The sequence below is a fragment of the Wenzhouxiangella sp. XN79A genome, from assembly GCF_012272825.1.
Classification (GTDB): Bacteria; Pseudomonadota; Gammaproteobacteria; order Xanthomonadales; family Wenzhouxiangellaceae.
The window spans coordinates 15,908-37,069 of sequence record NZ_JAAWWS010000121.1; the positions used below are offsets into that span (position 1 = coordinate 15,908).

Sequence of the window (21,162 nt, forward strand, 5' to 3'; positions counted from 1 at the left end):
AATCGGCGATCAGCCGGGCCACCCGTCGAGCTTGAACGCGGCCCAGTCGAACGGCCCGCCGCCGTCGGCCCGCTCGCCGCCGAGCGCCCGAAGCAGCCGGCGCCAACCGCGCTCGCGCGCCCGCTGGCGGGTCAGCATCGCCCGTTGGGCTGCCTGCAGCGCGTCGGCGGCGTCGGCGCCGCCGGCCAGCGCCCGGTAGAACGCCGCCATCAGCGCCGCGGTCGGTTCATCCGGCACGTCCCACAGCGTGGCCAGCACCGCGTTCGCGCCGGCCAGCTGGAAAGCCTGGCTCAGGCCCAGCACACCATCGCCGCCGAGCGTGCGGCCGCGCGCCGTGCGACATGCCGACAGCGTGACCAGTTCGGCATCGAGCTCGAGTTGCGACAGCACTTCCCAGGCCGCCAGCCGACCGTCGTCTCGATCGCCGTCGGCGTGCGCCAACTGCACATAGGCATCGAGCGGTCGGGCGCCGTCGACGACCGCGTGTGCGGCGAAGTGCACCAGGCCGGCTTCGGGCAGCGCGGCCCGGACCCGGGACTCGGTCGCCGCCGCGCCGACCAGCCGCAGCGTGCGATCGGGAAACATACCGGCGATCGCATCGACTTCGACCCGGGCCGACGGCAGCGGGCCGAACGCGCCGGCGCGCGCATCGGCCGCCGCTGCAGTGACGTCCACGGCCGGATCGCCGACCGCGACGACACCGTCGGGCCGGGGCCGCTGCGTCGCCTCGGCAACGTAGACCGAGGCCGAAGCCGCATGGACCAGCGCGTGGTGCTCGACGAGAAAGCTCGCGTCTGCCGCATCCTGCAGCGCCGCGAACGGCAGCCGATGCAAGGCCTGATCGGGCACCAGCACCAGCCGCTTGATGTCCGCCAAGCCATCGGCCCACGGCGCGATCAGCAGGCGGTGCAGGTCCTGCGAGCGCTCGGCGAAGGCGTCGCGCTGCTCCGGGTCCGGACGGGCCACGCCGAGCAGCACGGCCAGCGCGTCGACCTCGCGCTGCAGGTCCGCCTCGCCGAGCGGCAGCGTCCGGACCGCCGGACCGTCGCCGGTCAGCAGGAAGGCGTGGGTCCGATCGGCGCCGATCACCCACGACAGCACCGCCTCGTCCGGGCCCAGCGCGGCGGCCAGCTCGTCGACCTGCGGCGCGGCAGCGTCCAGCGGCGGCAGCGGCACCCGGCCGGCCAGCAGCCGGCGACGTTCGTAGGCGCGGTAGCGCTCCTGGATGGCAAACGCCTCGGCCGGGCGATCGGCCGCCAGTCGCCGCTCGATCGCGTCGACGTACAGCGCGCGATGGCTGGCGCCGAAGCGCATCCGCTGCAGCCAGTCGCCGCCCAGACGCTCGCGCTGGCGCTCGAAGGCATCCAGTGCCTCGGCATCCGCAGCCAGCCCAGCGGCCTGCTGCCCGTCGGCCCAGGCCAGACCTGCCAGCCGGTGGTGGGCGAGGGCTTCGACCAGGCTGCCGGGCGCCCGCTCGGCGGCGGTCTCGATCGCCGCTCGGAGCCGATCGCGGGCGGCGTCGATCCTGCCTTGGTCGAGGTCCAGCTCGGCCAGCGCCAGCCGGACCGAGGCTGCGTCCAGACCGCCGCCGTCGAGCCGCAGGCGAAGCGCCAGGGCCCGCTCCAGCAGCTCTCGCGCAAGATTCGCCTGGTCGCGTTCGCGGGCCAGGCGACCCAGCGCTTCGAGAATGCCCGCGTAGATCGGCGCCTCGGTGCCGATGGCTTCCTGCAGGGTGCGCGCCGCCTCGAGATGCGTCCCGGCCGCGTCGAGCCGGCCGCGCAGCAGCTCGGCCTGGCCGAGCGACAGCCGGGTGGTGACCACGTAGCGATGCCCGGGCGCGACCGGTTCGAGCAGGGCCAGCACCTCGCGATGCAGGGCCAGCGATGCCTCGGGATCCAGGCGCTCCAGCGCCAGGTTGGCCAGGTTGCCGAGCACGCTGGCCCGGGCCAGCGGCGGTGCATCGAGGGCCTCGCGAATCGCCAGAGCGCGCCGGTAGTGGTCCTCGGCGGCGACCAGGTCGCCGCCGTTCTTGGCCAGCACGCCGAGGTTGTTCAGCGTCTGGGCGACCAGCTCGGACTGCGGAGCCAGTCGCGTGCGGATCGCCAGCGCCGACTCGGCCAGCGTGCGGGCGACGTCCGGCTCGCCCATCCGGCGCAGCACGATAGCGAGGTTGACCTGCTGGGCCGACAGCGCCAGCGAGTCCGGCGCGGCGCGCTCCATCCGGGCCAGCGCGTCCTCGAGCCGGGCCCGCGCCGGCTCGAGGCGACCCCGGATCACATCGACGATCGCCCGATTCGCCAGGCTCTCGGCATGGCCCCAGGCCTCGGGCGAGGCAGCCGCGAAGCCGGCAACGGCGCGATCCAGCGCGGCCTCGGCCTCGTCCAGCCGACCGCGTCGACCGAGGTAGGAGCCGAGTTCGTGATCCAGCGCCGCGCGCAGCAGTGGATCCAGCGTCTCGGCATCGGCACGTGCGGACTCGAGCAGACCGGCCACGGCATCGGTGTCGCGGGCGCGATCGCGCAAGGCCTCGGCCGCGGCGGCGCGGGCAACGACCGAATCGCGGACCGGCGCCACGGCGCAGATGGACTCCAGCCGCCCGGCCTCGACGGTCGCGACGTCGGCCGCGCCGGCTGCAACCAGTCGACGGACCCGGTGCAGCCCGGCCCAGCAGGCCGTGCGCCCGGACCACCTCGACCGCGTTGTCGATCCGATCGCGGCCGTCCAGGCCGGTCCGGCCGCGTCGGGATTCCCCTCGAGCGAGTCGGTCAACGCCGCGTCGGCCTCGGCGACGAGCGACGGATCGAGCGCGCTGGTCCACGGCATCGGGGCGCCGACCGGCAGCACGACGCTGCGGGTCGCGTCGCCGTCGGCCAGCGTCAGATCGACCGCGGTGATGCGCCCGGCGCCGAAGGCCAGCGCTTCGAGATCCATCGGGTGCTCGACCGGCGTGGACGGCTGGCCGCCGGCCACTGCGGCCAGAATGCGGTCACCGATGGCCAGCTCGGCGGAACCGGCACCGGGGTCGGAGTGGATTTCGAGGACGACCACGTCGGCCTGCGCAGCAGCGGCGAGCAGCGCGAGCGTCAGCAGGGCAGATCTCACGAGCGATCCAGCCGGAACTCGAACGGTCCGAGCAGCGCGTCCCGATCGAGGTCGCGCACCTGCCAGTAGTAGCGGCCATCGACCAGTTCGTCACGAACTGCGTCCGGCACGGCCACCCGGCCGTCGCGGACCACCGGCGCGATCCACAGGATGTCGGCGCGCGGAGTCATCAGGACCAGCTGCTCATCGCGGCCGCCGGCCGGCCACTCGAAGCGTTCCGGCACCGCCTCGAGGCGCGCACCGGACGGCGGCACCAGCCCTTCGACCGCCGGGCCGCTACGCAGCGTCGGCGCATCGTCGCGGGTCGGTACCAGCAGCGTGACGCCCACCGCGACGACCAGGCTGGCCGCCAGGGCCCATCCGCCGAGCAGGGTCCGAGTGCGGCCGCCGCGCGTCGGCGACGCGGCGCTCGGCGGCGGGTCGTCGGCCAGCGCTTCGGTCAACGCCGCCAAGGTGCCGTCGTCGGTCACCCGCTGGAGTTCGTCGCTGCAGGCGCGGCAGTCTGCAACGTGGTCGAGGAGTGCCGGGTCGGCCGCGCCGGGATCCACGGCGAGACCGGCCAGTGCATCGGCGCCCGGACAAGCGCGGCGGTCCGGATCCGGCCGGGTGGCCTCGCGGTAGGCGTCGGTCCACGCCTTCGGAATTTTCGGATCGCTCATTCCTCGATTCCCAGTTCGGCTTTCAGGTCGGCCAGGCCTCGGTACAGCAGGTTACGGCAGCGCGGCTCGGTCCAGCCGATCAGCCGCGCGATCTCCGCCGCGCCAAAGCCCTGCAGGTACAGGCGGACCATGCGGGCGCGGTCGGGGGCCAGGCTGTCAAGCGCCGCGCCCAACCGGGCCAGCGCTTCGCGCCGCTCGACGTCGTGTTCGGGGGCGGCCGGCTGCGGCTCGGTCGTCTCCGGGGGCGGCGCATCGTCGGGAACCAGCTCGACGAAGCCCCCCTCGGGCCGACGAACTGCGGCGCGCCGCTTGGCGTCGATCATCACCCGCACGGCCGCCTGCATCAGGTAGGACGCAGGCTGGTCGATCGTCGTCTCACGCTCCAGCGCCTGCCACAAGCGAAGCCGCAGCTCCTGCATCAGGTCGTCGACGCCGACGCCCGGCACCCCCCGAAAGCGCGCGCGCAGAAACGCCCGCAGCTGGGCGTCGTGCTGGTCGAACAGGGCTTCGAAACGCGCTCGGGCGTCCAACGCAGCGGTTCTCGCGGGTGGCGGAAAGGGCAAGCCATGGTACTTCCGGTTCCGGCCGGCCTCAACGGCTCTTGCTCCTGAGAGGATTTCGGTGCCGCCTGCGTCCTGCTCCGTACACGTTGACTCCCGGTCCCGCCATGAACGCATTGTTCGTCCGTTCCGTAACGCTCCGGTTCGGCGCGGCACTGCTGCTTGCGTCCGCCGTTCCGGCCCTCGCCCAGCAGGAGCGGCTGTTTCGGGACTCCTTCGAAGCCCGCGCCGTCGACTGTGCGCTGGGTCCCGCACCGGCCAACGCGCGGGCCGGCCGGCTGGGCCCGGCGCCCGACGGGCCGTTCGAATCGCTGGGCTGTTTCGAGATCGCCAACGACCGCGCCTTCGACCGCCCGTTCGAGATCGCCAGCGGCGGGCTGGCGATTCCGCGCGCGGTGAACCTGGCCTCCGATTCGCTGGACCGACTGGTGGTGGTCGCCACCGACGGCGCGCGGCTCGCAGCCCAGTTCCGGGTGTTGAGCCGCTGGGGCGGACCGTTGGCGGACGCGCAGCGCCCGGTCCGCTGGTTGGAGGTGATCACCCCGGCTGCGCCGCCGGCCGACTCCGCGGTCCGCTACGAACTCCGCCGCTACGCCACAGCACCGACGCCGGTTGCCGCGCTGGACCCGTGGGCAGTGCAGCTCGTCGACGACGGCAGCGATCCGGTCGTCGATACCGGCGTGGCCGCGTTCGTGCTCGGCCCGTCCGATCCGGCCGTGCTTCGAACGGTCGATACCGCGATCGCCGATGCGGCCGGTGCGCCCCGCCAGCGCGTACTGACCGGCAGGCCCGGCGACGGGCCGCGGCTGGGCCTCGACAGTGCCGGGATGGAACCGCTGTCGACTGCCCGCCCCGGCACTGTGACCGTCGAGTCCTTCAGCATCGAAGATGCCGGCCCGGTCCGCGCTCGGGCCGTGGTGACCGGGCGCTTCAGCGATCCGTCGGGGACCAGCCTGTGCACTACCGCCGGCGTGCCGCCTTATGCGCCGTTCGGCTACACCGCCACGCTGACCTGGACCCGCGCCTCGCGCGACGTAGCGCTGGAATGGATTCTCCGCAACGAGTGTTCCGACGCGTTCTTTCCACCGTGGACCGACGACACTCGGACCTGGCGCGAGGCCGGCTGGCGGTTTCCGGCGCCGGCCGGCGCGACACTGTCGGCCGCGGCCGGGCTCGGCGCCGTGCGCACGGTCGGCGCCGACGTCACAGTCGAGCAGCGCACCGGCGCATTCACCGTCACCGACTGGCTGCGGCGATTCGAACTGCGCGACGGCGGCGCCGTGATCGAGTCGGGGGTTGCGGCCGAGGCGCCGCTGGTTGCCCGGGCCAGCCCCGCCTTCCTGACTGCGCTGCAGATGCCGTGGATGCGCTTCCGCGAGCCACAGGCGCTTCGCCTGGACGCCGGCGGCGGGCTGGAGGCGCAGTCGATCTCGCGACCGCGCGTGATCGGCGAGGGCAAGGGACTGTGGACACGCGCCCTGCTTCAGCTGCGGCCCGCCGGCGGCGATCCGCTGGCCGATCTGGCCGCGCTGCGCGAGACCGGCACGGCCCGGCTCGAGCGGCCGCTGACGCCGCGCTGGACGCTGGACCGGCTGAACGCTGCCGCCGTACTGCCGCCGCTGGCCATCGACACCGGCAGCGCAGTCGAAGAAGCTTACCGCCGCTACGTGCTCAGCCGGCACGAGAACACCGTGCGCGACGACCCGAGCGGCCAGTGGTGGCGCTTCCGCACCTACGGCGCGCAGCTCTGGCCCGACACCCAGGCCAACGACCTGTTTGCCTTTCCCGACCCGGCCAGCTCGTCACCGTTCACCAATTCCGGCGCGATGAACTACTGGAACCCGTCCGGCGCCGAGGCGCTGGAGTTCCTGCGCAGCGGCGAGCCGCGCTGGCTGTGGGGCTTCGCCCAGCCACAGGCCTGGCTCCAGCTGTTCACTGCGCGGATGAACATCGGCGCCCGCGACCACGGCGCCCGCAACGGTGTCGCGGTGACCTCCGGCGGCACGGGCGAAGGCCAGTGGCACCGTGCGGGCTTCGGCTCCGACGACTACACCTACAACGCAGGCATGCAGCTGCACTATGCGCTGCGTCCGACGCCGGCCATGCGCGAGCGCTTCCGCCACGGCGGCCGGATGATCGCGACTCGCTACTCGGTGCCCTGGAACCCGAACGACCCGGGCAACACCAGCGACCCGAACCGGATCGCGACCCAGACCGACCGCGACCGCTTTTTCAATGCCGTCGCCCCGTTGCGCGGCAACGTCCAGCACTTCGAACTGCTGGCCAACTGCGCCGAGTTCGTGCCCGGCCCCGACGGCCAGGCCTGCAACGCCCGGCTGATCGAGATCCTGACCGAACTGGCCGGCGACAACCTGCGCGCCGGTCTGCTGTGCCAGGACGACGTGCCGGTCGACAACGTCTGCGACCTGCCGCAGAGCTTCATGACCAGCGCGATGATGTACGGCTTCCTGCTGCGCGCCTGGCTGAACTGGGGCGAGTTCGTCGACCGTAACGGCCAGCCGGCGCTTTCGCGCACGCTCACCGGGCTGATGCCGGTGTTCTACGAACAGGGCATGGCGCAGCAGCCGGGCGGTGGGCCGGACGCGAGCGGCGACTGGGCCTACGCGCTGGGCTGCGATCTGGTCGCCGGCGGCGACACGGTGGGCGCCTGCCAGTGGTTCGACACCGGCGACGGCCTCGCGATGTTCCGGCCGACCAAGCCCCACACCGTGGCGCTGGGCCTGATCGGCGATGCGATCCAGGCCACGCCCGGCATGTGCGACACCTCGCGCCGGCTGCTGGACGAGCTGTTCGCGGGCCTCGACCCGATCACCGACCCGTTCGGCCCGCTGGCCGATTTCGCCGACGCCACCGGCGGCTGGTGGAAGGGGGCCAGCCAGGCCGCGCAGATGCTGGTCTTCGCGATCGAGCCCTATGCGGGCTGCGCCACCCGCTGATTCGGCCGGGCGATGCCAGGGTCGACGAATCGTCGGAGGATGCGACGTGCGGCCGCCTTCCCCATCCCGTCGTTCCGGGGCCGGCCAAGCCGGAACCCGGAATCTCTGTCTGCCTTCATCGGCTGAAGCGGTGGGTGCCCGTGAGGCGGTGGGTGCCCGGAATCTTGCCTGCAGGCGGCTTCATGAGGTTCCGGGTTCGTCTGCTCGGCGCCCCGGAACGCCGGGGATGGGAATCCGGGGTGGGTGTCCGGTATTCGGGTGTATTCGCGGCGCGGTATTCGGTCATGGCCAGCCGTCAGCAGCCCCTTACCCATCGCGTCATTCCGGGGCCGGCGAAGCCGGAACCCGGAATCTCGTTCTGAAACTGGAATCCCGATGTATCCGGTCTGCGTCTCCGGAATCTACGCGGAATCTACGGGCGGGTGCTCGGAATCCGAGCATGCGGGCTGCCTCATGAGGTTCCGGGTTCGCCTACTCGGCGCCCCGGAACGACGATGATGGGGGATCCGGGGTGGGATCCGATGTGGGTGTCCGGAATCTTGATGCGGAATCTTGGGAATCTTCGCGAAATCTTGCTCGTGTCCGGATATCGAGGCGAAGGAACGACCTGTCTCAGCAGTCGCCGACCATCACGCTCGGGCCATCGGGATGCAGGTAGCCGGCGCAGCGGCCGTCGTTCATCAGCGCGCCACCCGGCGTATTGCGGTTATAGCCGCCGGCGCCGGCGCGAAGGTCGAACTGCGCCGGACCGCCTTCGAAGCCGGCCACACCCGAGGCATCCAGCCAGTAGCGGCCCGGCCGGACTTCGCCATACCGGCCGCGCAGCCAGTCCAGCTCGCGCGGGTGCAGGGCCCGGTTGTTGACGACGACCCGGGTCATCCCGCCGGAGGCGTCGTAGGCCAGCGGCCCGCCCAGCGCCAGCCCCGCAGCCAGCTGGCCGATGCCCGGCCCGCCGACCAGGCCCCACAGGCCGGAGCGCCGGTCGTACCAGTAGCGGGCCGGCAGCACCTCGCTGGAATACACCGTCTCCAGACGTTCGACGGTCACGGCGTCCAGTTCGAAGCCGTTGACGAACACACCGGTCCCGGCCCGCGCCCAGCCAGGGACCAGACCGAGGGCAAGGACAAGAACCACGAGCAGGCACGGGCCGGGACGGTGAAGGGAAGACACGGCACGTCTCATGAGCAGGGTCGGGGGTCGAGGATCTGGAAATCAGGGAATCAGGGTTTCGGGGCGCTCGAACCCGTCGACGCGCAGCAGCTCGGACGGGATGACCCGGTCGGCAGCCTCGCGGAAGCTCAGGCCGACCAGGTTCGTCAGTGGTCCGATCAGCGCGCGCTCCTCGGCGATGGCGGTGGCCAGCGCTGGGCTGCCGGCGGCCGACAGGTCGGCCAGCAGCGCGTCGAGCGCGCTGACCATCGCGACGTCGATGAAGGCCGAGGCGCCCCGGCCGGCCACCAGCTCGCCGAGACCGGGCTGCCAGGCGGCCAGCACGTTCAGCATATCGGCCGCCAGAACCGGATCGGCCTCGTGCAGGGCCCAGAGTTCGGTCTGGTGGGCGTTGTATCGCTGGACCAGGCGCTGGCCTTCGGCGCCGAAATTCATGATGCGGCGGAGCAGGTGGTAGACGGCAAGGTCGACCCGCCCGTTCGCGCTGCCTTCAGGGTCGGAACGAGTGCTGAGATCGTGCCGGCAGAACAGCTGTTCGATCACGCAACCGGTTGCGCAGTCGTAGTAATCGATGGTGCGCGAGGCGCGCAGCGGAGAAGGATCCGGATCCGGTTCGTTGGAGGTGATGCTGGCGTCGATGTCGACGCTTCCCGCGTAGATCCCGACGAAATGCTGGCGGAAATCCTGTGCGGAGAGGCTTGCAGTCGCAGTGACGCCGACCGGCAGCGGCGCGTGATCGCAATCCAGGCCGCCGGTGGTGGTCGAACAGGAGAAGCTGCCGGCCCCCATCCCTGCTGCCGAACCGTTCACGATCATTCGGATGCCGGTCGCCGGGTCCGGACCGAGGTTGGTCAGGTCGAGCTGCATGCTGACGGTCAAGGGGTCGAACGAATTCTCGAGCTGCGCCGCAGCTCCGCCCTGCGCGTCGGCAACGAGGACGAGATCGGCTTCCGGCATGGGCGGTGAAACTTGCTGATTGAGCCAGACCCGGTTGGCCTGCGGCGTGAAACTTGCCCCGTTGACGACGAAGGCGTCCAGATCACCGTCGCCGTCCAGATCGCCGAGTGCGGCGGCAAAGCTACGCGACGTGCCGAGACGGAGCCCGGTGTCGGTGAAGCCGCCGCTGCCGTCGTTGAGCCAGACCTCGTTGCCCCGGCTCAGGCCCGCGTCCCGCCACTTCGGCAGGAAGAGGTCGAGATCGCTGTCGCCGTCGACATCGCCCAGCTCGACATCGAAGTTCTCGTCGCCGAACACGTCGCCTCCGGCCAGGAAAATGCCCGCGATGCCGCCTTGCGTTCCGCCCTGATTGATCCAGGGCCGGCTCGGCGCGCCGAGGACGCCATTGCCGGCGAACACGTCGAGATCGCCGTCGCCATCGAGGTCGCCGACGGCCAGTGACAACGTGCCGCGGTCGCCGAGGGTCTGGCCGCTGTCGAGCAGCACGCCCTGGGTGCCCGCCTGGGCACCGCCCTGGTTGATGTAGAGCCGGTTGTCGGGGTTGCCGGGAGCGGTCATCAGGTCGAGATCGCCGTCGCCGTCGGCATCGAGCAGCACCACGGCGTTGGTGCGGTCGGAAGCCAGCAACGGGCCGGCGAGAAAGGTCCCGGCCGCGCCGCCCTGCGCACCGCCCTGGTTGAACCAGGTCCGATCGGCTTCGTTGAAATTGTTCGTACCGACCACGGCATCCAGGTCACCGTCCCCGTCGAGATCGCCCAGCGCCACGTCCTGGCTCAGCTCGTTGCCGAGCAACTGGCCGCTGTCGGTGAACACGCCGCTCTGGTTGAACCAGATCCGGTCGCCTTCGTTTTCGTGGGCGAAGAAGACGTCGAGGTCGCCGTCGCCGTCGAAGTCACCGAGCGCGACGGCACGGGCGTTCCGGGCGCCGAAGTCCTGGGCCGATTCGACGAACTGGCCGGCCGTGCCGCCCTGGCTTCCGCCCTGATTGATCCAGAGCCGGCTCTCGCCGACGGTGGGAAAACCGGTGTTGGCGACCACGGCATCGAGGTCGCCGTCGCCGTCGATATCGCCGAGTGCGACGTCGTTCGAGACCTGATCACCCAGCAACTGGCCGGAATCGACGAACGAGACCGATGCCGGCTGTGCGCGGACATGCAGCGGCACGGCCGAGAACGCACACGCAGCAAGGGCCGAGATCATCACGATCGCCGTGGGCGGGAAAACACGGAAACGGTGCATGGCCTACGTCCTCGTTGGAGTTCCAACGGGTAGGACGCAAGCAAGGCCGGCACGCTCTCAGCTGCACGAATGGCCGGGCTCGAACGGTGGGAGGACTGGCAAGGAGGCGCTCAGCGCCGGGCCCAGCGAGGGTTCAGGCCAGCTGGGGACGCAGCACGGGAATCGTCGAGGCCGGCTGCGTCGGAGCGGCGCTACCGGCGTGGGCCGCGCGTAGAATGGCTTCGGCCTCGTCGGCGCACTGACCGCAGCAGTCGCTGCAGCCGGTGCGCAGGCGCAGCTCGTCGAGCGTGGCGACGCCCTGCTCCGCGTGCTCGCGGATGGCGCGGTCGGTGATGGCATTGCAGATGCACACGAACATGGAAAAAGCGTAATGCAAATGCGAATGATTGTCAAACCATTCGTGATCGCAGCGGCGGCGGTCCTGTCCGTCGTCCATCCGGTCCGCGCCGAGGTGCTCCGCGCCGACGACACGGGCTTCGCGATCGAGCACGTCCGGACGCTGGACGCAACACCCGAAGCGGCATGGACCCGGCTGGTCCGGCCCGCCGCCTGGTGGCACCCGGACCACACCTGGTCGGCCGATGCGGCCAACCTGAGCCTGGATCCGCGCGCCGGCGGCTGCTTCTGCGAAGCCCTGCCCGATGGCGGTTCGAACGAGCACCTGCGCGTGGTCCACGCCGCCCCCGGCCGCCTGCTGCGTCTGGACGGCCGACTCGGCCCGCTGCAGCCGTTGCCGCTGACCGGCGTGATGAGTTTCGAACTGGCCGCAGGTGAATCCGGCAGCACCACCGTGACCCTGCGCTACGTCGTCGCCGGCCCGCCGGGCAGCGCGCTGCAGAACTGGGCCCCGCCGGTCGACAGCGTCCTGGGCCAGCAGATCGACCGCTTCGCCGACCTGACGATCGGCGGCGTCGGCGAGCCCTGAAGCCGGATTGACCGCGGAACTGCTTTTTTACCGCAGATGAACGCGGATGGACGCAGATAAGAGCGGTTCGAAGACAGGCACGGCAAGTGCGGATTCGGTGGAAATCCTGGGCCGCGATCGCGGATCGCAGGAACGACTCCAGGTAATGCTTGATCAGGGAATACCTGCCCATGCATCGCTTCACCGACAGTGCCTGGAACCCTTCGAATCGCAGTCTCAGATGTTCTGGCCCTTATCTGCCTTCATCTGCGTTCATCCGCGGCCATCTGCGGTAACAACGAATTGACCGCAGATGGACGCAGATAAGAGCGGTTGCTGATTACGCACGTTTCTCAGCGAGTAATCCAGGCTCTTCGCAAGCTTGCAGAAGACTTGGAAACAGAGAGCAAGGCCCATGGAAAGCGATTTTCCCCGGCTTGTCTGTTGGAGGGCGCTTGCGCGCGAACGACTTCGGACTCGGCCACACTTCGCGCGCAAGCGCCCTCCAACAGGCAATCTCTTAACGACTACAGCATTGGGCTGGAATCTCGCTTGTCACTGAAACCAACCCTCCGAACCCCGTCGGTTGATCGAAAACAGCGCCAAGCCATCGAACCGCAGATTCAGCGTTTACAGCTTTTCCTTCTTTTCCGCTGTTACGCCTTTATCTGCGTTCATCCGCGTCCATCTGCGGCAAAAAAAGACGCGCCCGGAACCCGTGAGTCAGTCCACCAACCCCGGCCCCGAGCCGAATTCGACCGGCGAGTTCGCGGCCAGCCAGGCGAACACGGCGAAGGCGGCGATGTTCTGCTTCATGGCCTCGGGGTCGACCTTGTCGAGGGTGTCGTTTTCGGTGTGGTGGTAGTCGAAGTAGTTCGTGCCGTCCTGGCGCAGGCGGACGGCGGCCAGGCCTTTCGCCATCATCGGGCTGAAGTCGGGTCCGGCGCCGCCGCCGCGCTCGCCCATCGCGATGCCCAGCGGGGCCAGCTCGGCCTGGATCGCTTCGATCACCGGCATGGCGTCGTCGGCCACCTTGGCGGTCATCTCGTAGATCGGGCCGGCGCCGAAATCGGATTCCGAGGCCACGAGGTAGCGCGCCACTTCGTCGCCGTGCGCCTCGGCCCAGGCCCGGCCGCCCCACAGGCCGATCTCCTCGGCGGCGAACAGGATCACCTGGATCGAGCGATCGGGCCGCTGCTCGCGCCCGGCGATCAGCTGCGCGGCCGCGGTCACGATGCCCACGCCGGCGGCGTCGTCCAGCGCACCGGTGCCGACGTCCCAGGAATCCAGGTGCGCGCCGAGCGCGACGATCGAATCGGGGTTGGTCGCACCATCGAGCTGGGCGATGACGTTCTGGCTGGTGTAGGTCTGGTTGATCGAGGCGTCGATCGTCACCCGCATCCGGACCGGCTCGCCGAGCGCGATCAGGCGTTCGAGCTGGTCGGCGTCGGGGTTCGAGATCGCCGCGGCCGGCACGTAGCGCGAGCCGGCGGTGAAGCGCATGACCCCGGTGTGGGCGAAGCGGTTGGTCGATGTACCGATGGAACGGATGACGATGGCCGCAGCACCCTTGCGGGCAGCGACCAGCGAACCGCCGGTCCGGGCCTGGACCGCCGGGCCGTAGCCCGAGCCGTCGCGGGCGCGCTCCATCCGATTGCGGATGAACACGATCTTCCCGGTAACCGAAGCATCCGGCGCGGCGTCCAGCGCAGCCAGGTCGTCGAACATCACGACCTCGGCCTCGAGACCCTCGGCCGGCGTGGCCGGCGAGAAGCCCAGCGCGGTGGCGACCAGGTCCTGCTCGACCGGCGCGACGATGGCCACCCGTTCGGTCTCGCGCACCCAGTACGGGAACGTGACCGGCTCGGTCCAGACCCGGTCGAAGCCGAGCCCTTCGAGCATCTCGACCGCCCAGGCCACGGCGCGCGCGTCGTTCTCGCTGCCGGCCAGCCGGTTGCCGATGCGGGTGGTCAGGTCGGCGGTGATCTCGTAGCCGAGTTCACTGCCCAGCGCCTGCTCGCGCAGCTCGCCGGCCACCTCGAGCGTGGTTTCGTCGAACACCTGGGCCGTGGCCGTGGCAGTCAGCAGCAGCGCGCCGGTCAGGGCAAGGATGCGGTTCATACGTGTTCTCCAAGAAATTCGGTGACGCCCTCGAGGAACATCTGGACGGAAATGGCCACCAGCAGCATGCCCATCAGCCGCTCCATGGCGATGATGCCGCGCCGGCCCAGGACATGCTTCAGCAGCGGTGCGGCCGCCAGGATGATCGCGGTCGCCAGCCAGGCCAGGAACAGCGCCAGCGACCAGACGCCGAGCTGGTCCGGATGCCGGGTGGCCAGCAGCAGCAGGATGGCCATGGCGCTGGGTCCGGCCACCATCGGCACGGCCAGCGGCACGATGAACGGCTCTTCGTGCTCGTCTTCGAGGTCGTCGCGCAGGTGGCGCGGGACGGGGAAGATCATCTTCAGCGCGATCAGGAACAGGATGATGCCGCCGGCCACGCTGATCGAGTACTGGCTCAGGTGGAGTGCGGCCAGCAGGTACTGGCCGCCGAGCAGGAACGCGAACAGGATCGCCAGGGCGATCAGCAGTTCGCGCAGCAGCACCCGCATCCGACGCTTCTGCTCGACCGGCTCGAGCACGGACAAAAAGATCGGAATGTTGCCGAGCGGGTCCATGACCACGAACAGCAGGACGAAAGCGCCGATCAGGTCCATCGATGGGGTCCTCTCCTGGGTCGCGGATCAGGAATCCGCGGGTCGGGGCCGGGGATGCGGCCGGTCAGTCGCGGCGCGGGGCCGGCGATGGATGAGCCGGCTCGCCCGCCGCGCCGTCCGATGCGCGGAAGGCCGGCACCAGCGGCTCGAGATGTTCCAGCGCGCGCTTGTAGACACCGCGCTTGAACGAAATCACGTTGAACGCCGGATACCAGAAATCGACCCAGCGGTAGTGGTCGAACTCGGGGTGCCCGGTGGCGTCCAACCGGACGGCCGAATCGTCGGCCAGGAACTGCAGCAGGAACCAGACCTGCTTCTGGCCGATGCAGACCGGCCGCTGATGACGGCGGCGCATGTTGCGCGGCAGGCGATAGCGCAGCCAGCCCGGCGTGGCCCCCAGCACCTCGACGTGATGAGGCGCCAGCCCGGTTTCCTCGGCCAGTTCACGGTACATCGCCTCTTCGGGCGTTTCATCGGAGTTCATCCCGCCCTGCGGGAACTGCCAGCCGTCCTGACCGGCGCGACGGGCCCAGAAGACCCTGCCGTCATGACGCGCCAGAACGATGCCCACGTTGGGGCGGAAGCCATCGGCGTCGATCATCGATTTCAGGTCGGGTCCGGTTGCCGGATCGGCGCCACGCCGGGCACAGCCCCTGTCGAAACAAGCCGCTGTGCTACCTTGCGATCTTCGACCCGGTCCGCCCGAAAATCTGCACTGCCGCCATGGTAATCAATCCTCCATCAACGCGCCAGTCGGCGTCCGGCATCGAATGACCCGAACCCCGATCCTGGTCGCGCTCGGCATGCTGCTTGCAGCCGCCGCGCTGCTGGTCGCGGTGCTGACCGGCTCGAGCGGCATCGGCTGGCCCGAGACCGACACCGCCTGGCGAATCGCGCTGGAGTTGCGGTTGCCGCGCGCGATCGCCGCGCTGGTCACCGGCGGCCTGCTGGCGCTGGCCGGGGTGCTGATGCAGGTGCTGCTGCGCAATCCGCTGGCCGATCCGTACATCCTCGGCCTGTCCGGCGGCGCCGCGGCCTTCGTGCTCGGCGGCATGAGCCTGGGGCTGGTCCTGCTGCCGACCGAACTGCTGGCCTTCGCCGGGGCGCTGTTCTCGATGCTGATCGTGTTCGTGCTCGGCCGCGGCGAAGGCCCGTGGTCGACCACCCGGCTGCTGCTGACCGGCGTGGTCGTGGCGGCCGGCTGGGGCGCGGTGATCTCGCTGCTGCTGGCGCTGGGCGACGACGCCAGCCTGAAGGGCATGCTGTACTGGCTGATGGGCGACCTCGGCTACAGCACGCTGTCGCCATGGTGGCTGCTGGTGCTGGCCGGCCTGACCGCTGCGCTGATGCTGCGCGCGCGCAGCCTGAACGTGCTGGCCGCCGGCGAGACCCAGGCCGCGCTGCTCGGCGAATCGCCGAAACGCCGCCACGCCGAGATCTACGTTGCCGCCTCGCTGTTGACCGCGCTGGCCGTGGCGATCGCCGGCACGGTCGGCTTCGTCGGCCTGATCGTGCCGCATCTCGTCCGCCTCACCGTCGGCGCCGACCACCGCCGCCTGCTGCCGATCAGCGCGCTGGCCGGGGGTGTGTTCCTGCTGCTGGCCGACACCCTGGCCCGGACCGTGATCGCACCGCGGCAGCTGCCGGTCGGCGTGCTGACCGCCTTGCTCGGCGTGCCGCTGTTCCTGCTGCTGCTGCGCCGCGCCGGGGGCGTGCGATGACGGCCCGGTTGGCGGTCGCCGGCCTGGACGTCACGATCGGCGGCGTGCGCAGGATCGAGGGGCTGACGCTGACGATCGAGGCCGGCCAGTCCTGGGGCGTGCTCGGCCCCAACGGCGCCGGCAAGACCACCCTGCTCCGCACGCTGGCCGGCCTGCACCCGCCGGCCGCGGGCTCGGTCGAACTCGACGGTCGCGCGCTCGAGACCCTGAGCCGGCGGAGCGTGGCCCGCACCCTGGGCATGCTGACCCAGAACACCCAGTTCGCGTTCGACGCGACCGGCCTGGAAATCGCCTTGATCGGTCGCCATCCGCACCGTCCGGCCTGGGGCCGCGAACGCCGCGACGACGTCGAGCGCGCCCGCGCCGCGCTGGATGCGGTAGGCCTGTCCGACATGGCCGACCGGTCCTGCATGCAGCTGTCGGGCGGCGAACAGCGCCGGCTGGCGCTGGCCGTGGTGCTGGCCCAGGACCCGGACGTGCTGCTGCTCGACGAGCCGACCAACCACCTCGACCCGGCCGTGCAGGTCGCGGTCCTGGATCGGCTGTGGCGGCGCGTGCACGGCCCCGGCCGGGTGCAGGTCATGGCGCTGCACGACGTCAACCTGGCAACCTGCTACTGCAACCACGTACTGCTGGTGTTCGGCGACGGCCGCTGGCGGGCCGGGCCGACCGCCGAGCTGCTGACCGAGGCCCACCTGAGCGAGCTGTTCGGCTGCCCGATCCGGGCCGTGTCGGACGGTCGCCAGACCGTGTTCGCGGTGGCCGGAGCGACCGGCTGAGCGCTCAGCGAACGCGGACCAGCGCGCCGCGCTCGATCAGCGCATCGATGTCCAGGCTGCCGGAAAAGAGCTCGGCGTCGCGCGCCTGCCGGTCGTACCCGACCCAGGCATCGCGGCCGGCCTGCTTGGCCTCGTAGAGCGCGGCGTCGGCGATCTTGATCGCGACAGCGAAGTCGGTGGCCGGGTCCTCGCCGAAGGCCAGCGGCGCCACGCCCATCGACACGGTCAGCCGGATCGTCTCGCCATCGACGTCGAAGGCGGTGGCGCGCACCGCCTCGCCCAGCGCACGGCAGACGCGATCGGCATCGGCCATGGCCTGCCCGGCGGCCAGCCACAGGAACTCTTCGCCGCCCCAGCGGGCCAGCACGTCGTCGGGTCCGGCGGCGTCGCGCAGCACGTCGGCGAAGCGGGCCAGCACGCGATCGCCGACCGGGTGGCCGAAGCGGTCGTTGATGCCCTTGAAGTCGTCCAGGTCGACCAGCACCAGCAGCGCCGGTGATGCCCGGAACACTTCCGGCAGGCCGGCGCCGAGCAGGCCGCGCACGAAGCGGCGGTTGGCGAGCCCGGTCAGTTCGTCTTCGCTGCTGTGACGGTGCAGCAGCGTATTGGCCTCGGCCAGGGCCTTGCGCTGGACGTCGATCTCGGCATTCTTTTCGGCCAGCATCCGGTTGGCCCGGGTCCGCAGCCGCAGCGTACGCGCCATCAGCACCAGGAACAGCACCAGCAACGCCACGCCCACGATCAGGCCCCAGCGGATCAGGCCTTCGCGCGCCGTCTCGGCCTGCAGCGCGGCCAGTGCGGCTTCGCCTTCCAGCCGCACCCGTTCCGACTCGGCCAACTCGCGCTCCCGCCGCTCCAGGTCGAAGGCCGTCTGCAGCTCGGCGACCCGGGCCTGGGCATCGGCCGAGGCCAGCTCCTCGGCCAGTTCGCGCCACTCGCGCATCCGGGCCAGCGCGTCCGGATACCGGCCCAGCGCTTCGAGGTTGTCGACCAGCGACCGGTACAGCTCCAGTCGCTTCGGCTTGATGTCGGCCTCGCGGAACAGCGCCAGTGAGCGCTCGAAGGCCTCGGCCGCCTCGGCCCGACGCTCGAGGTCCACCAGCACGTCGCCGACGTTCTTCCGGGCGATCGCCAGCGAGGCGGTGTCGCCGTTGGCGCGGTTGAGTTCGGCGGTCTTCTCGAAGGTCGCCAGGGCGGCGTCGAGCTCGCCCTGCTCGTGCTGCATGTAGCCCAGGTTGTTGGTCAAGGACGCACTCGGCCGCCCCTGCTGCTCGGCAATCGCGATCCCGGTCTCCAGCGCGGTCATCGCTTCGCCCGGCCGATCCAGCTCGACCAGCGCGGCGGCCAGGTTGGAGTAGGCGCCCGGCGTGTCCCGGTGCTCCGGGCCGAACGCGTCGATCGCCTGCCGGGAAAAATCGACGGCCTGCTCGTAGTCTTCGAGATAGATCGACAGCGCGCCAATGTTGCGCAGCAGGTTCGGCGACGGCCCGTCCTCGGTCTGCTGGTAGCGGGCATAGGCTTCGAGCATGGCCTCCAGCGCCACGTCGAGCTTGCCCTGCTGCGCCCGGGCAACGCCGAGTGCGGTCATCAGGTTGGCGCGCTCGTCGAGCGCCCGGCCGGAGGCCAGGTCATCGGACGCCAGGTACAGCGCTTCGGCTTCGGCAAAACGACCGCGATCGACCTCGATGTTGCCCATGGTCTGGATCAGGACCGAACGTTCATTCAGATCCGCCACCTGGTCGACCAGGGCGGCATAGGCCCGTTCGGCGGTCTCCTGGAAATCGGGATTGCGCGCGCGACGGGTGACCTCGACGGCCGCACGCAGTACGCGGGAGCGGAACGCTGCCGGCAGGTCGGGTCGATCGATCAGCGCCTCGACCTCGCCACGCGTGGCCGCGAAACCGTCGCGCTCGATGCGTTCGGCCAGGGCCTCCAGGAACGTGTCCCGCTGGGCCTGCGTCGACTGCGCGCTGATGGCCGGCTGGCTCGGCGGTTGCGAATCGTCGACCGGCGCTTGCTGCGCTCGGGCCGCGGTCACGGCGCAGGCGAGCAGCAACGAGGCCAGCGCAGCGGCCAGGATGCGATCTCCGATCATCGAGCGTTCCTGTCGACGGCAAGGCAGGCAGTCTAGCCGGGCGCGAACGATTCGACCAGTTCGGCGCGTCGATCAGAACAAGGACGGCTGGCGCCGATCCACCGACTTCCTCTTCGGCCGCTGCTGCGGGCGCAGGCCGGCGCGGCGGCTGCCGAGTTCATGCTGCACGCGGTCGGCCTCCTGCCGGAAGCCGGCGCGCTTGCGAAACGCACCGATCCGGGCCCGCGCCTCGCGGGCGGCGGTCTCGTGGGCGACGATCGGCGCAGGATAGTCGCCGGCGCCCAGCGCTTGCCGTTCGTGATCGGAAAGCCGCCACGGCTCGAAGATCGCCGGCACCGGCAGCCGCGCCAGCTCCGGGACCCAGCGGCGCACGAATGTACCGTCCGGGTCCTGGTCCTGCGCCTGCTTGACCGGGTTGTAGATGCGCAGCGTGTTGATGCCGGTGGTGCCGTTCTGCATCTGGCACTGGTTGAAGTGGATGCCGGGCTCGTAGTCGGTGAACATGCGGGCCAGGTGCAGCGCCGGCTCGCGCCAGTGCAGCCACAGGTGATAGCCGGCGAAGCTCATCAGCAGCGCGCGCATGCGGAAGTTCAACCAGCCGGTGGCGGTGACCCAGCGCATGCACGCGTCGATCAGCGGATAGCCGGTGCAGCCGGCTTTCCAGGCCTCGAAGCGGGCTTCGTCGAAGTCCCTTTCGCGCATGCCGTCGAAGCCGCGGTGCACGTTCTCGAACTCGATCGCCGGGCGCTGCTCGAGCTTCTGGATGAAGTGGCAGTGCCAGTGCAGGCGCTGGTCGAACGGGTTCAGCGACGCCGCCCAGCGCTTTTCGCCCGCCTCCCGGGCCTCGGCGCGCCGAGCGCGGGCGGCCCGGACGATCGAACGCAGCGACAGCGTGCCGTAGGCGATGTGCGGGCTGAGCCGCGAGCAGGCGGTCTCGGCGCTGTTCGGGCTGGAGATGCCGCCGCGGTAGGCAACGGCGCGACGATGAAGAAAGTCGTCCAGCACGGCCCGTCCTTCCGCGAGGCCGCCGGGCTGGCGGCCGGGGCACGGGGTCACGTCGAAGGGCGGCGCCGCGTGGAAGGCCGCTCGAACGCTCTCGGCAGTGACCACCGGCGTTTCGAGCAACCGTTCGAGTCGCCCGGGTACCACCGGCGGCGATTCGGCCATGAACGTTTCCCAGCGGCGAGCCCAGCCGCTGCGGTCGCGCAGGCCCCTGGTTACGCCGAACTGCGGTACCTCGCAGACCTCGATGCCCTGTTCGCGCGCCCAGGCCCGCACGGCCCGGTCGCGGGCGAAGGTCCAGCCGTTGCCGGTTTCCTCGTGGGCGTGGATGGCGGCCACGTCGAAGCGCTCGGCCAGCGAACGGAACACCTCCAGCGCCTCGCCGACGCGGAGCAACAGGCCCTGTCCGCGCGCGCGCAGCGCGGCGTCGAGGTCGACCAGGGAGTCGGCGATGAACTGCTGGTGGCGACCGGCCGCGTCGGGCTGGCGCCACAGCGCCGGCTCGACGATATAGACCGGCAGCACCGGCCCGCGCGCCGCCGCCTCGGCCAGCGGTCGGTGGTCCTCGACGCGCAGGTCGCGCTTGAACCAGACCAGCCGGACGCGCCCGCTCACCGCAGCACCTCGTCGGCGGTCTTGTTGCGGTTCCGCCGACACCGCTCGGAGCAGTAGCGCACCTCGTCCCAGCAGTCGCGCCACTTCTTCCGCCACGCGAACGGGCGCTGGCAGACCGGGCAGATCTTGGTCGGCAGATCGGACTTCTTCATGGCGCGAAGTACACCACGCGACCCTGAAACGAGGATGAAGCCGTGCGGCAAACAAAACCTGATTACGCACGTTTCTCCGCCGGCGCTTGCAGGAAACTGGAGAACAGAAAGCAAGGCCCCTTCGAAAGCGCTTTTTCGCCCCGATTCGACTGTTGGGCGCTTGCGCGCAAAGAGCAAGGCCGGATCGACGGAATGGGCGGCTCAGGCCTTCGCCCGCAAGCGGCCTCCAACAGTCGGGGCGTTGTTCCGGGTGCTCATCAAAGCCACCAGCACCTATTGGAGGGCGCTTGCGCGCGAAGGGTGGACGCCTCTGAAGCCCTTCGCGCGCAAGCGCCCAACAGGCGGTCTTTCTGCCGGTCCGGCGTCGGGCTGGAATCTCGCTTGGGATGGAAACCCGTCCTTCGAATCCGATCGGATGATCCAACGGCTCGCCTGTATCACCTCCATCGCCTGCCGCGATGCTCCGATGCCAGGACGCTACACAACCGTGGCTGAGATTCATGCGTAAGCAGGAACAAAAAAGGGCGCGACCC

At 70.4% G+C, this 21,162-nt stretch carries 17 protein-coding genes; 5 read left to right on the forward strand and 12 right to left on the reverse strand.

Annotated elements, in window-relative coordinates; genetic code table 11:
• Positions 1 to 9: 9 nt before the first annotated feature.
• The 3 genes from HFP89_RS00430 to HFP89_RS00440 are packed head-to-tail and all read right to left on the reverse strand — an operon-like array spanning position 10 to position 4,291.
• Positions 10 to 3,102, reverse strand: coding sequence for a CHAT domain-containing tetratricopeptide repeat protein (locus HFP89_RS00430; RefSeq protein ID WP_168715665.1), 3,093 nt, complete (start codon positions 3,100 to 3,102; stop codon positions 10 to 12).
• Positions 3,099 to 3,761 carry a hypothetical protein gene (locus tag HFP89_RS00435; RefSeq protein WP_168715666.1) on the reverse strand — a complete coding sequence of 221 codons (663 nt, stop codon included), beginning with the start codon at positions 3,759 to 3,761 and terminating at the stop codon, positions 3,099 to 3,101. The genes HFP89_RS00430 and HFP89_RS00435 overlap by 4 nt, the downstream gene beginning before the upstream one ends.
• The gene (locus HFP89_RS00440; RefSeq protein ID WP_168715667.1) at positions 3,758 to 4,291 is read right to left on the reverse strand and encodes an RNA polymerase sigma factor; all 534 of its coding nucleotides are present in this window, start codon (positions 4,289 to 4,291) and stop codon (positions 3,758 to 3,760) included. The genes HFP89_RS00435 and HFP89_RS00440 overlap by 4 nt, the downstream gene beginning before the upstream one ends.
• 137 nt (positions 4,292 to 4,428) lie before the next feature.
• Here HFP89_RS00440 and HFP89_RS00445 point away from each other — a divergent pair, with 137 nt between their 5' ends.
• Entirely contained in the window at positions 4,429 to 7,278 is a 2,850-nt protein-coding gene (locus tag HFP89_RS00445; protein WP_168715668.1) for a hypothetical protein, read from the forward strand.
• Positions 7,279 to 7,890: 612 nt separating this feature from the next.
• Here HFP89_RS00445 and HFP89_RS00450 read toward each other — a convergent pair.
• The 3 genes from HFP89_RS00450 to HFP89_RS00460 form a co-directional block, all read right to left on the reverse strand.
• Entirely contained in the window at positions 7,891 to 8,412 is a 522-nt protein-coding gene (locus tag HFP89_RS00450) for a hypothetical protein (protein ID WP_168715669.1), read from the reverse strand.
• 78 nt (positions 8,413 to 8,490) lie between these two features.
• A complete protein-coding gene (locus HFP89_RS00455) occupies positions 8,491 to 10,644 on the reverse strand; it encodes an FG-GAP-like repeat-containing protein (RefSeq protein ID WP_168715670.1) in 2,154 nt (717 codons plus the stop codon).
• Positions 10,645 to 10,777: 133 nt separating this feature from the next.
• Positions 10,778 to 11,002, reverse strand: coding sequence for a (2Fe-2S)-binding protein (locus HFP89_RS00460; RefSeq protein WP_168715671.1), 225 nt, complete (start codon positions 11,000 to 11,002; stop codon positions 10,778 to 10,780).
• A 24-nt stretch (positions 11,003 to 11,026) separates the two neighbouring features.
• Between HFP89_RS00460 and HFP89_RS00465 the strand changes: the two genes are divergently transcribed.
• A complete protein-coding gene (locus tag HFP89_RS00465) occupies positions 11,027 to 11,569 on the forward strand; it encodes a hypothetical protein (protein WP_168715672.1) in 543 nt (180 codons plus the stop codon).
• A gap of 702 nt (positions 11,570 to 12,271) precedes the next feature.
• On the opposite strand, the gene HFP89_RS00470 is transcribed toward HFP89_RS00465, so the two are convergent.
• The 3 genes from HFP89_RS00470 to HFP89_RS00480 form a co-directional block, all read right to left on the reverse strand.
• Positions 12,272 to 13,669, reverse strand: coding sequence for a M28 family peptidase (locus HFP89_RS00470; RefSeq protein WP_168715673.1), 1,398 nt, complete (start codon positions 13,667 to 13,669; stop codon positions 12,272 to 12,274).
• Complete coding sequence (locus HFP89_RS00475) at positions 13,666 to 14,265, reverse strand: MarC family protein (protein ID WP_168715674.1); 600 nt, start codon at positions 14,263 to 14,265, stop codon at positions 13,666 to 13,668. Before HFP89_RS00475 ends, HFP89_RS00470 begins: the two co-directional genes overlap by 4 nt.
• Before the next feature lie 64 nt (positions 14,266 to 14,329).
• Positions 14,330 to 14,866: an RNA pyrophosphohydrolase gene (locus tag HFP89_RS00480; RefSeq protein WP_168715675.1), complete on the reverse strand. Its 537-nt coding sequence runs from the start codon at positions 14,864 to 14,866 to the stop codon at positions 14,330 to 14,332.
• Between the two features lie 169 nt (positions 14,867 to 15,035).
• Here HFP89_RS00480 and HFP89_RS00485 point away from each other — a divergent pair, with 169 nt between their 5' ends.
• Entirely contained in the window at positions 15,036 to 15,986 is a 951-nt protein-coding gene (locus HFP89_RS00485) for an iron ABC transporter permease (RefSeq protein ID WP_168715676.1), read from the forward strand.
• The gene (locus HFP89_RS00490; protein ID WP_168715677.1) at positions 15,983 to 16,765 is read left to right on the forward strand and encodes an ABC transporter ATP-binding protein; all 783 of its coding nucleotides are present in this window, start codon (positions 15,983 to 15,985) and stop codon (positions 16,763 to 16,765) included. The genes HFP89_RS00485 and HFP89_RS00490 overlap by 4 nt, the downstream gene beginning before the upstream one ends.
• Before the next feature lie 4 nt (positions 16,766 to 16,769).
• Here the strand turns inward: HFP89_RS00490 and HFP89_RS00495 are convergent, their stop codons facing one another.
• The 3 genes from HFP89_RS00495 to HFP89_RS00505 form a co-directional block, all read right to left on the reverse strand.
• Positions 16,770 to 18,860 carry a diguanylate cyclase gene (locus HFP89_RS00495; RefSeq protein ID WP_168715678.1) on the reverse strand — a complete coding sequence of 697 codons (2,091 nt, stop codon included), beginning with the start codon at positions 18,858 to 18,860 and terminating at the stop codon, positions 16,770 to 16,772.
• 72 nt (positions 18,861 to 18,932) lie between these two features.
• Positions 18,933 to 20,477, reverse strand: a complete 1,545-nt coding sequence (locus tag HFP89_RS00500) for a deoxyribodipyrimidine photo-lyase (RefSeq protein ID WP_168715679.1) — start codon at positions 20,475 to 20,477, stop codon at positions 18,933 to 18,935.
• A complete protein-coding gene (locus HFP89_RS00505; protein WP_168715680.1) occupies positions 20,474 to 20,629 on the reverse strand; it encodes a DUF2256 domain-containing protein in 156 nt (51 codons plus the stop codon). Before HFP89_RS00505 ends, HFP89_RS00500 begins: the two co-directional genes overlap by 4 nt.
• Here HFP89_RS00505 and HFP89_RS00510 point away from each other — a divergent pair.
• Complete coding sequence (locus HFP89_RS00510; RefSeq protein ID WP_168715681.1) at positions 20,628 to 21,137, forward strand: hypothetical protein; 510 nt, start codon at positions 20,628 to 20,630, stop codon at positions 21,135 to 21,137. The two genes, HFP89_RS00505 and HFP89_RS00510, sit on opposite strands and share 2 nt — an antisense overlap.
• The last annotated feature ends 25 nt before the right edge of the window (positions 21,138 to 21,162 follow it).

Excerpts from the sequence above, each read along its gene's own strand:
- HFP89_RS00455 (WP_168715670.1), bottom strand. The coding sequence starts at position 10,644 with ATGCACCGTTTCCGTGTTTTCCCGCCCACGGCGATCGTGATGATCTCG.
- HFP89_RS00510 (WP_168715681.1), top strand. The coding sequence starts at position 20,628 with ATGGCGCGAAGTACACCACGCGACCCTGAAACGAGGATGAAGCCGTGC.
- HFP89_RS00435 (WP_168715666.1), bottom strand. The coding sequence starts at position 3,761 with ATGAGCGATCCGAAAATTCCGAAGGCGTGGACCGACGCCTACCGCGAG.
- HFP89_RS00445 (WP_168715668.1), top strand. The coding sequence starts at position 4,429 with ATGAACGCATTGTTCGTCCGTTCCGTAACGCTCCGGTTCGGCGCGGCA.
- HFP89_RS00475 (WP_168715674.1), bottom strand. The coding sequence starts at position 14,265 with ATGGACCTGATCGGCGCTTTCGTCCTGCTGTTCGTGGTCATGGACCCG.
- HFP89_RS00480 (WP_168715675.1), bottom strand. The coding sequence starts at position 14,866 with ATGATCGACGCCGATGGCTTCCGCCCCAACGTGGGCATCGTTCTGGCG.
- HFP89_RS00490 (WP_168715677.1), top strand. The coding sequence starts at position 15,983 with ATGACGGCCCGGTTGGCGGTCGCCGGCCTGGACGTCACGATCGGCGGC.
- HFP89_RS00495 (WP_168715678.1), bottom strand. The coding sequence starts at position 18,860 with ATGATCGGAGATCGCATCCTGGCCGCTGCGCTGGCCTCGTTGCTGCTC.
- HFP89_RS00470 (WP_168715673.1), bottom strand. The coding sequence starts at position 13,669 with ATGAACCGCATCCTTGCCCTGACCGGCGCGCTGCTGCTGACTGCCACG.
- HFP89_RS00485 (WP_168715676.1), top strand. The coding sequence starts at position 15,036 with ATGACCCGAACCCCGATCCTGGTCGCGCTCGGCATGCTGCTTGCAGCC.
- HFP89_RS00460 (WP_168715671.1), bottom strand. The coding sequence starts at position 11,002 with ATGTTCGTGTGCATCTGCAATGCCATCACCGACCGCGCCATCCGCGAG.
- HFP89_RS00465 (WP_168715672.1), top strand. The coding sequence starts at position 11,027 with ATGATTGTCAAACCATTCGTGATCGCAGCGGCGGCGGTCCTGTCCGTC.
- HFP89_RS00505 (WP_168715680.1), bottom strand. The coding sequence starts at position 20,629 with ATGAAGAAGTCCGATCTGCCGACCAAGATCTGCCCGGTCTGCCAGCGC.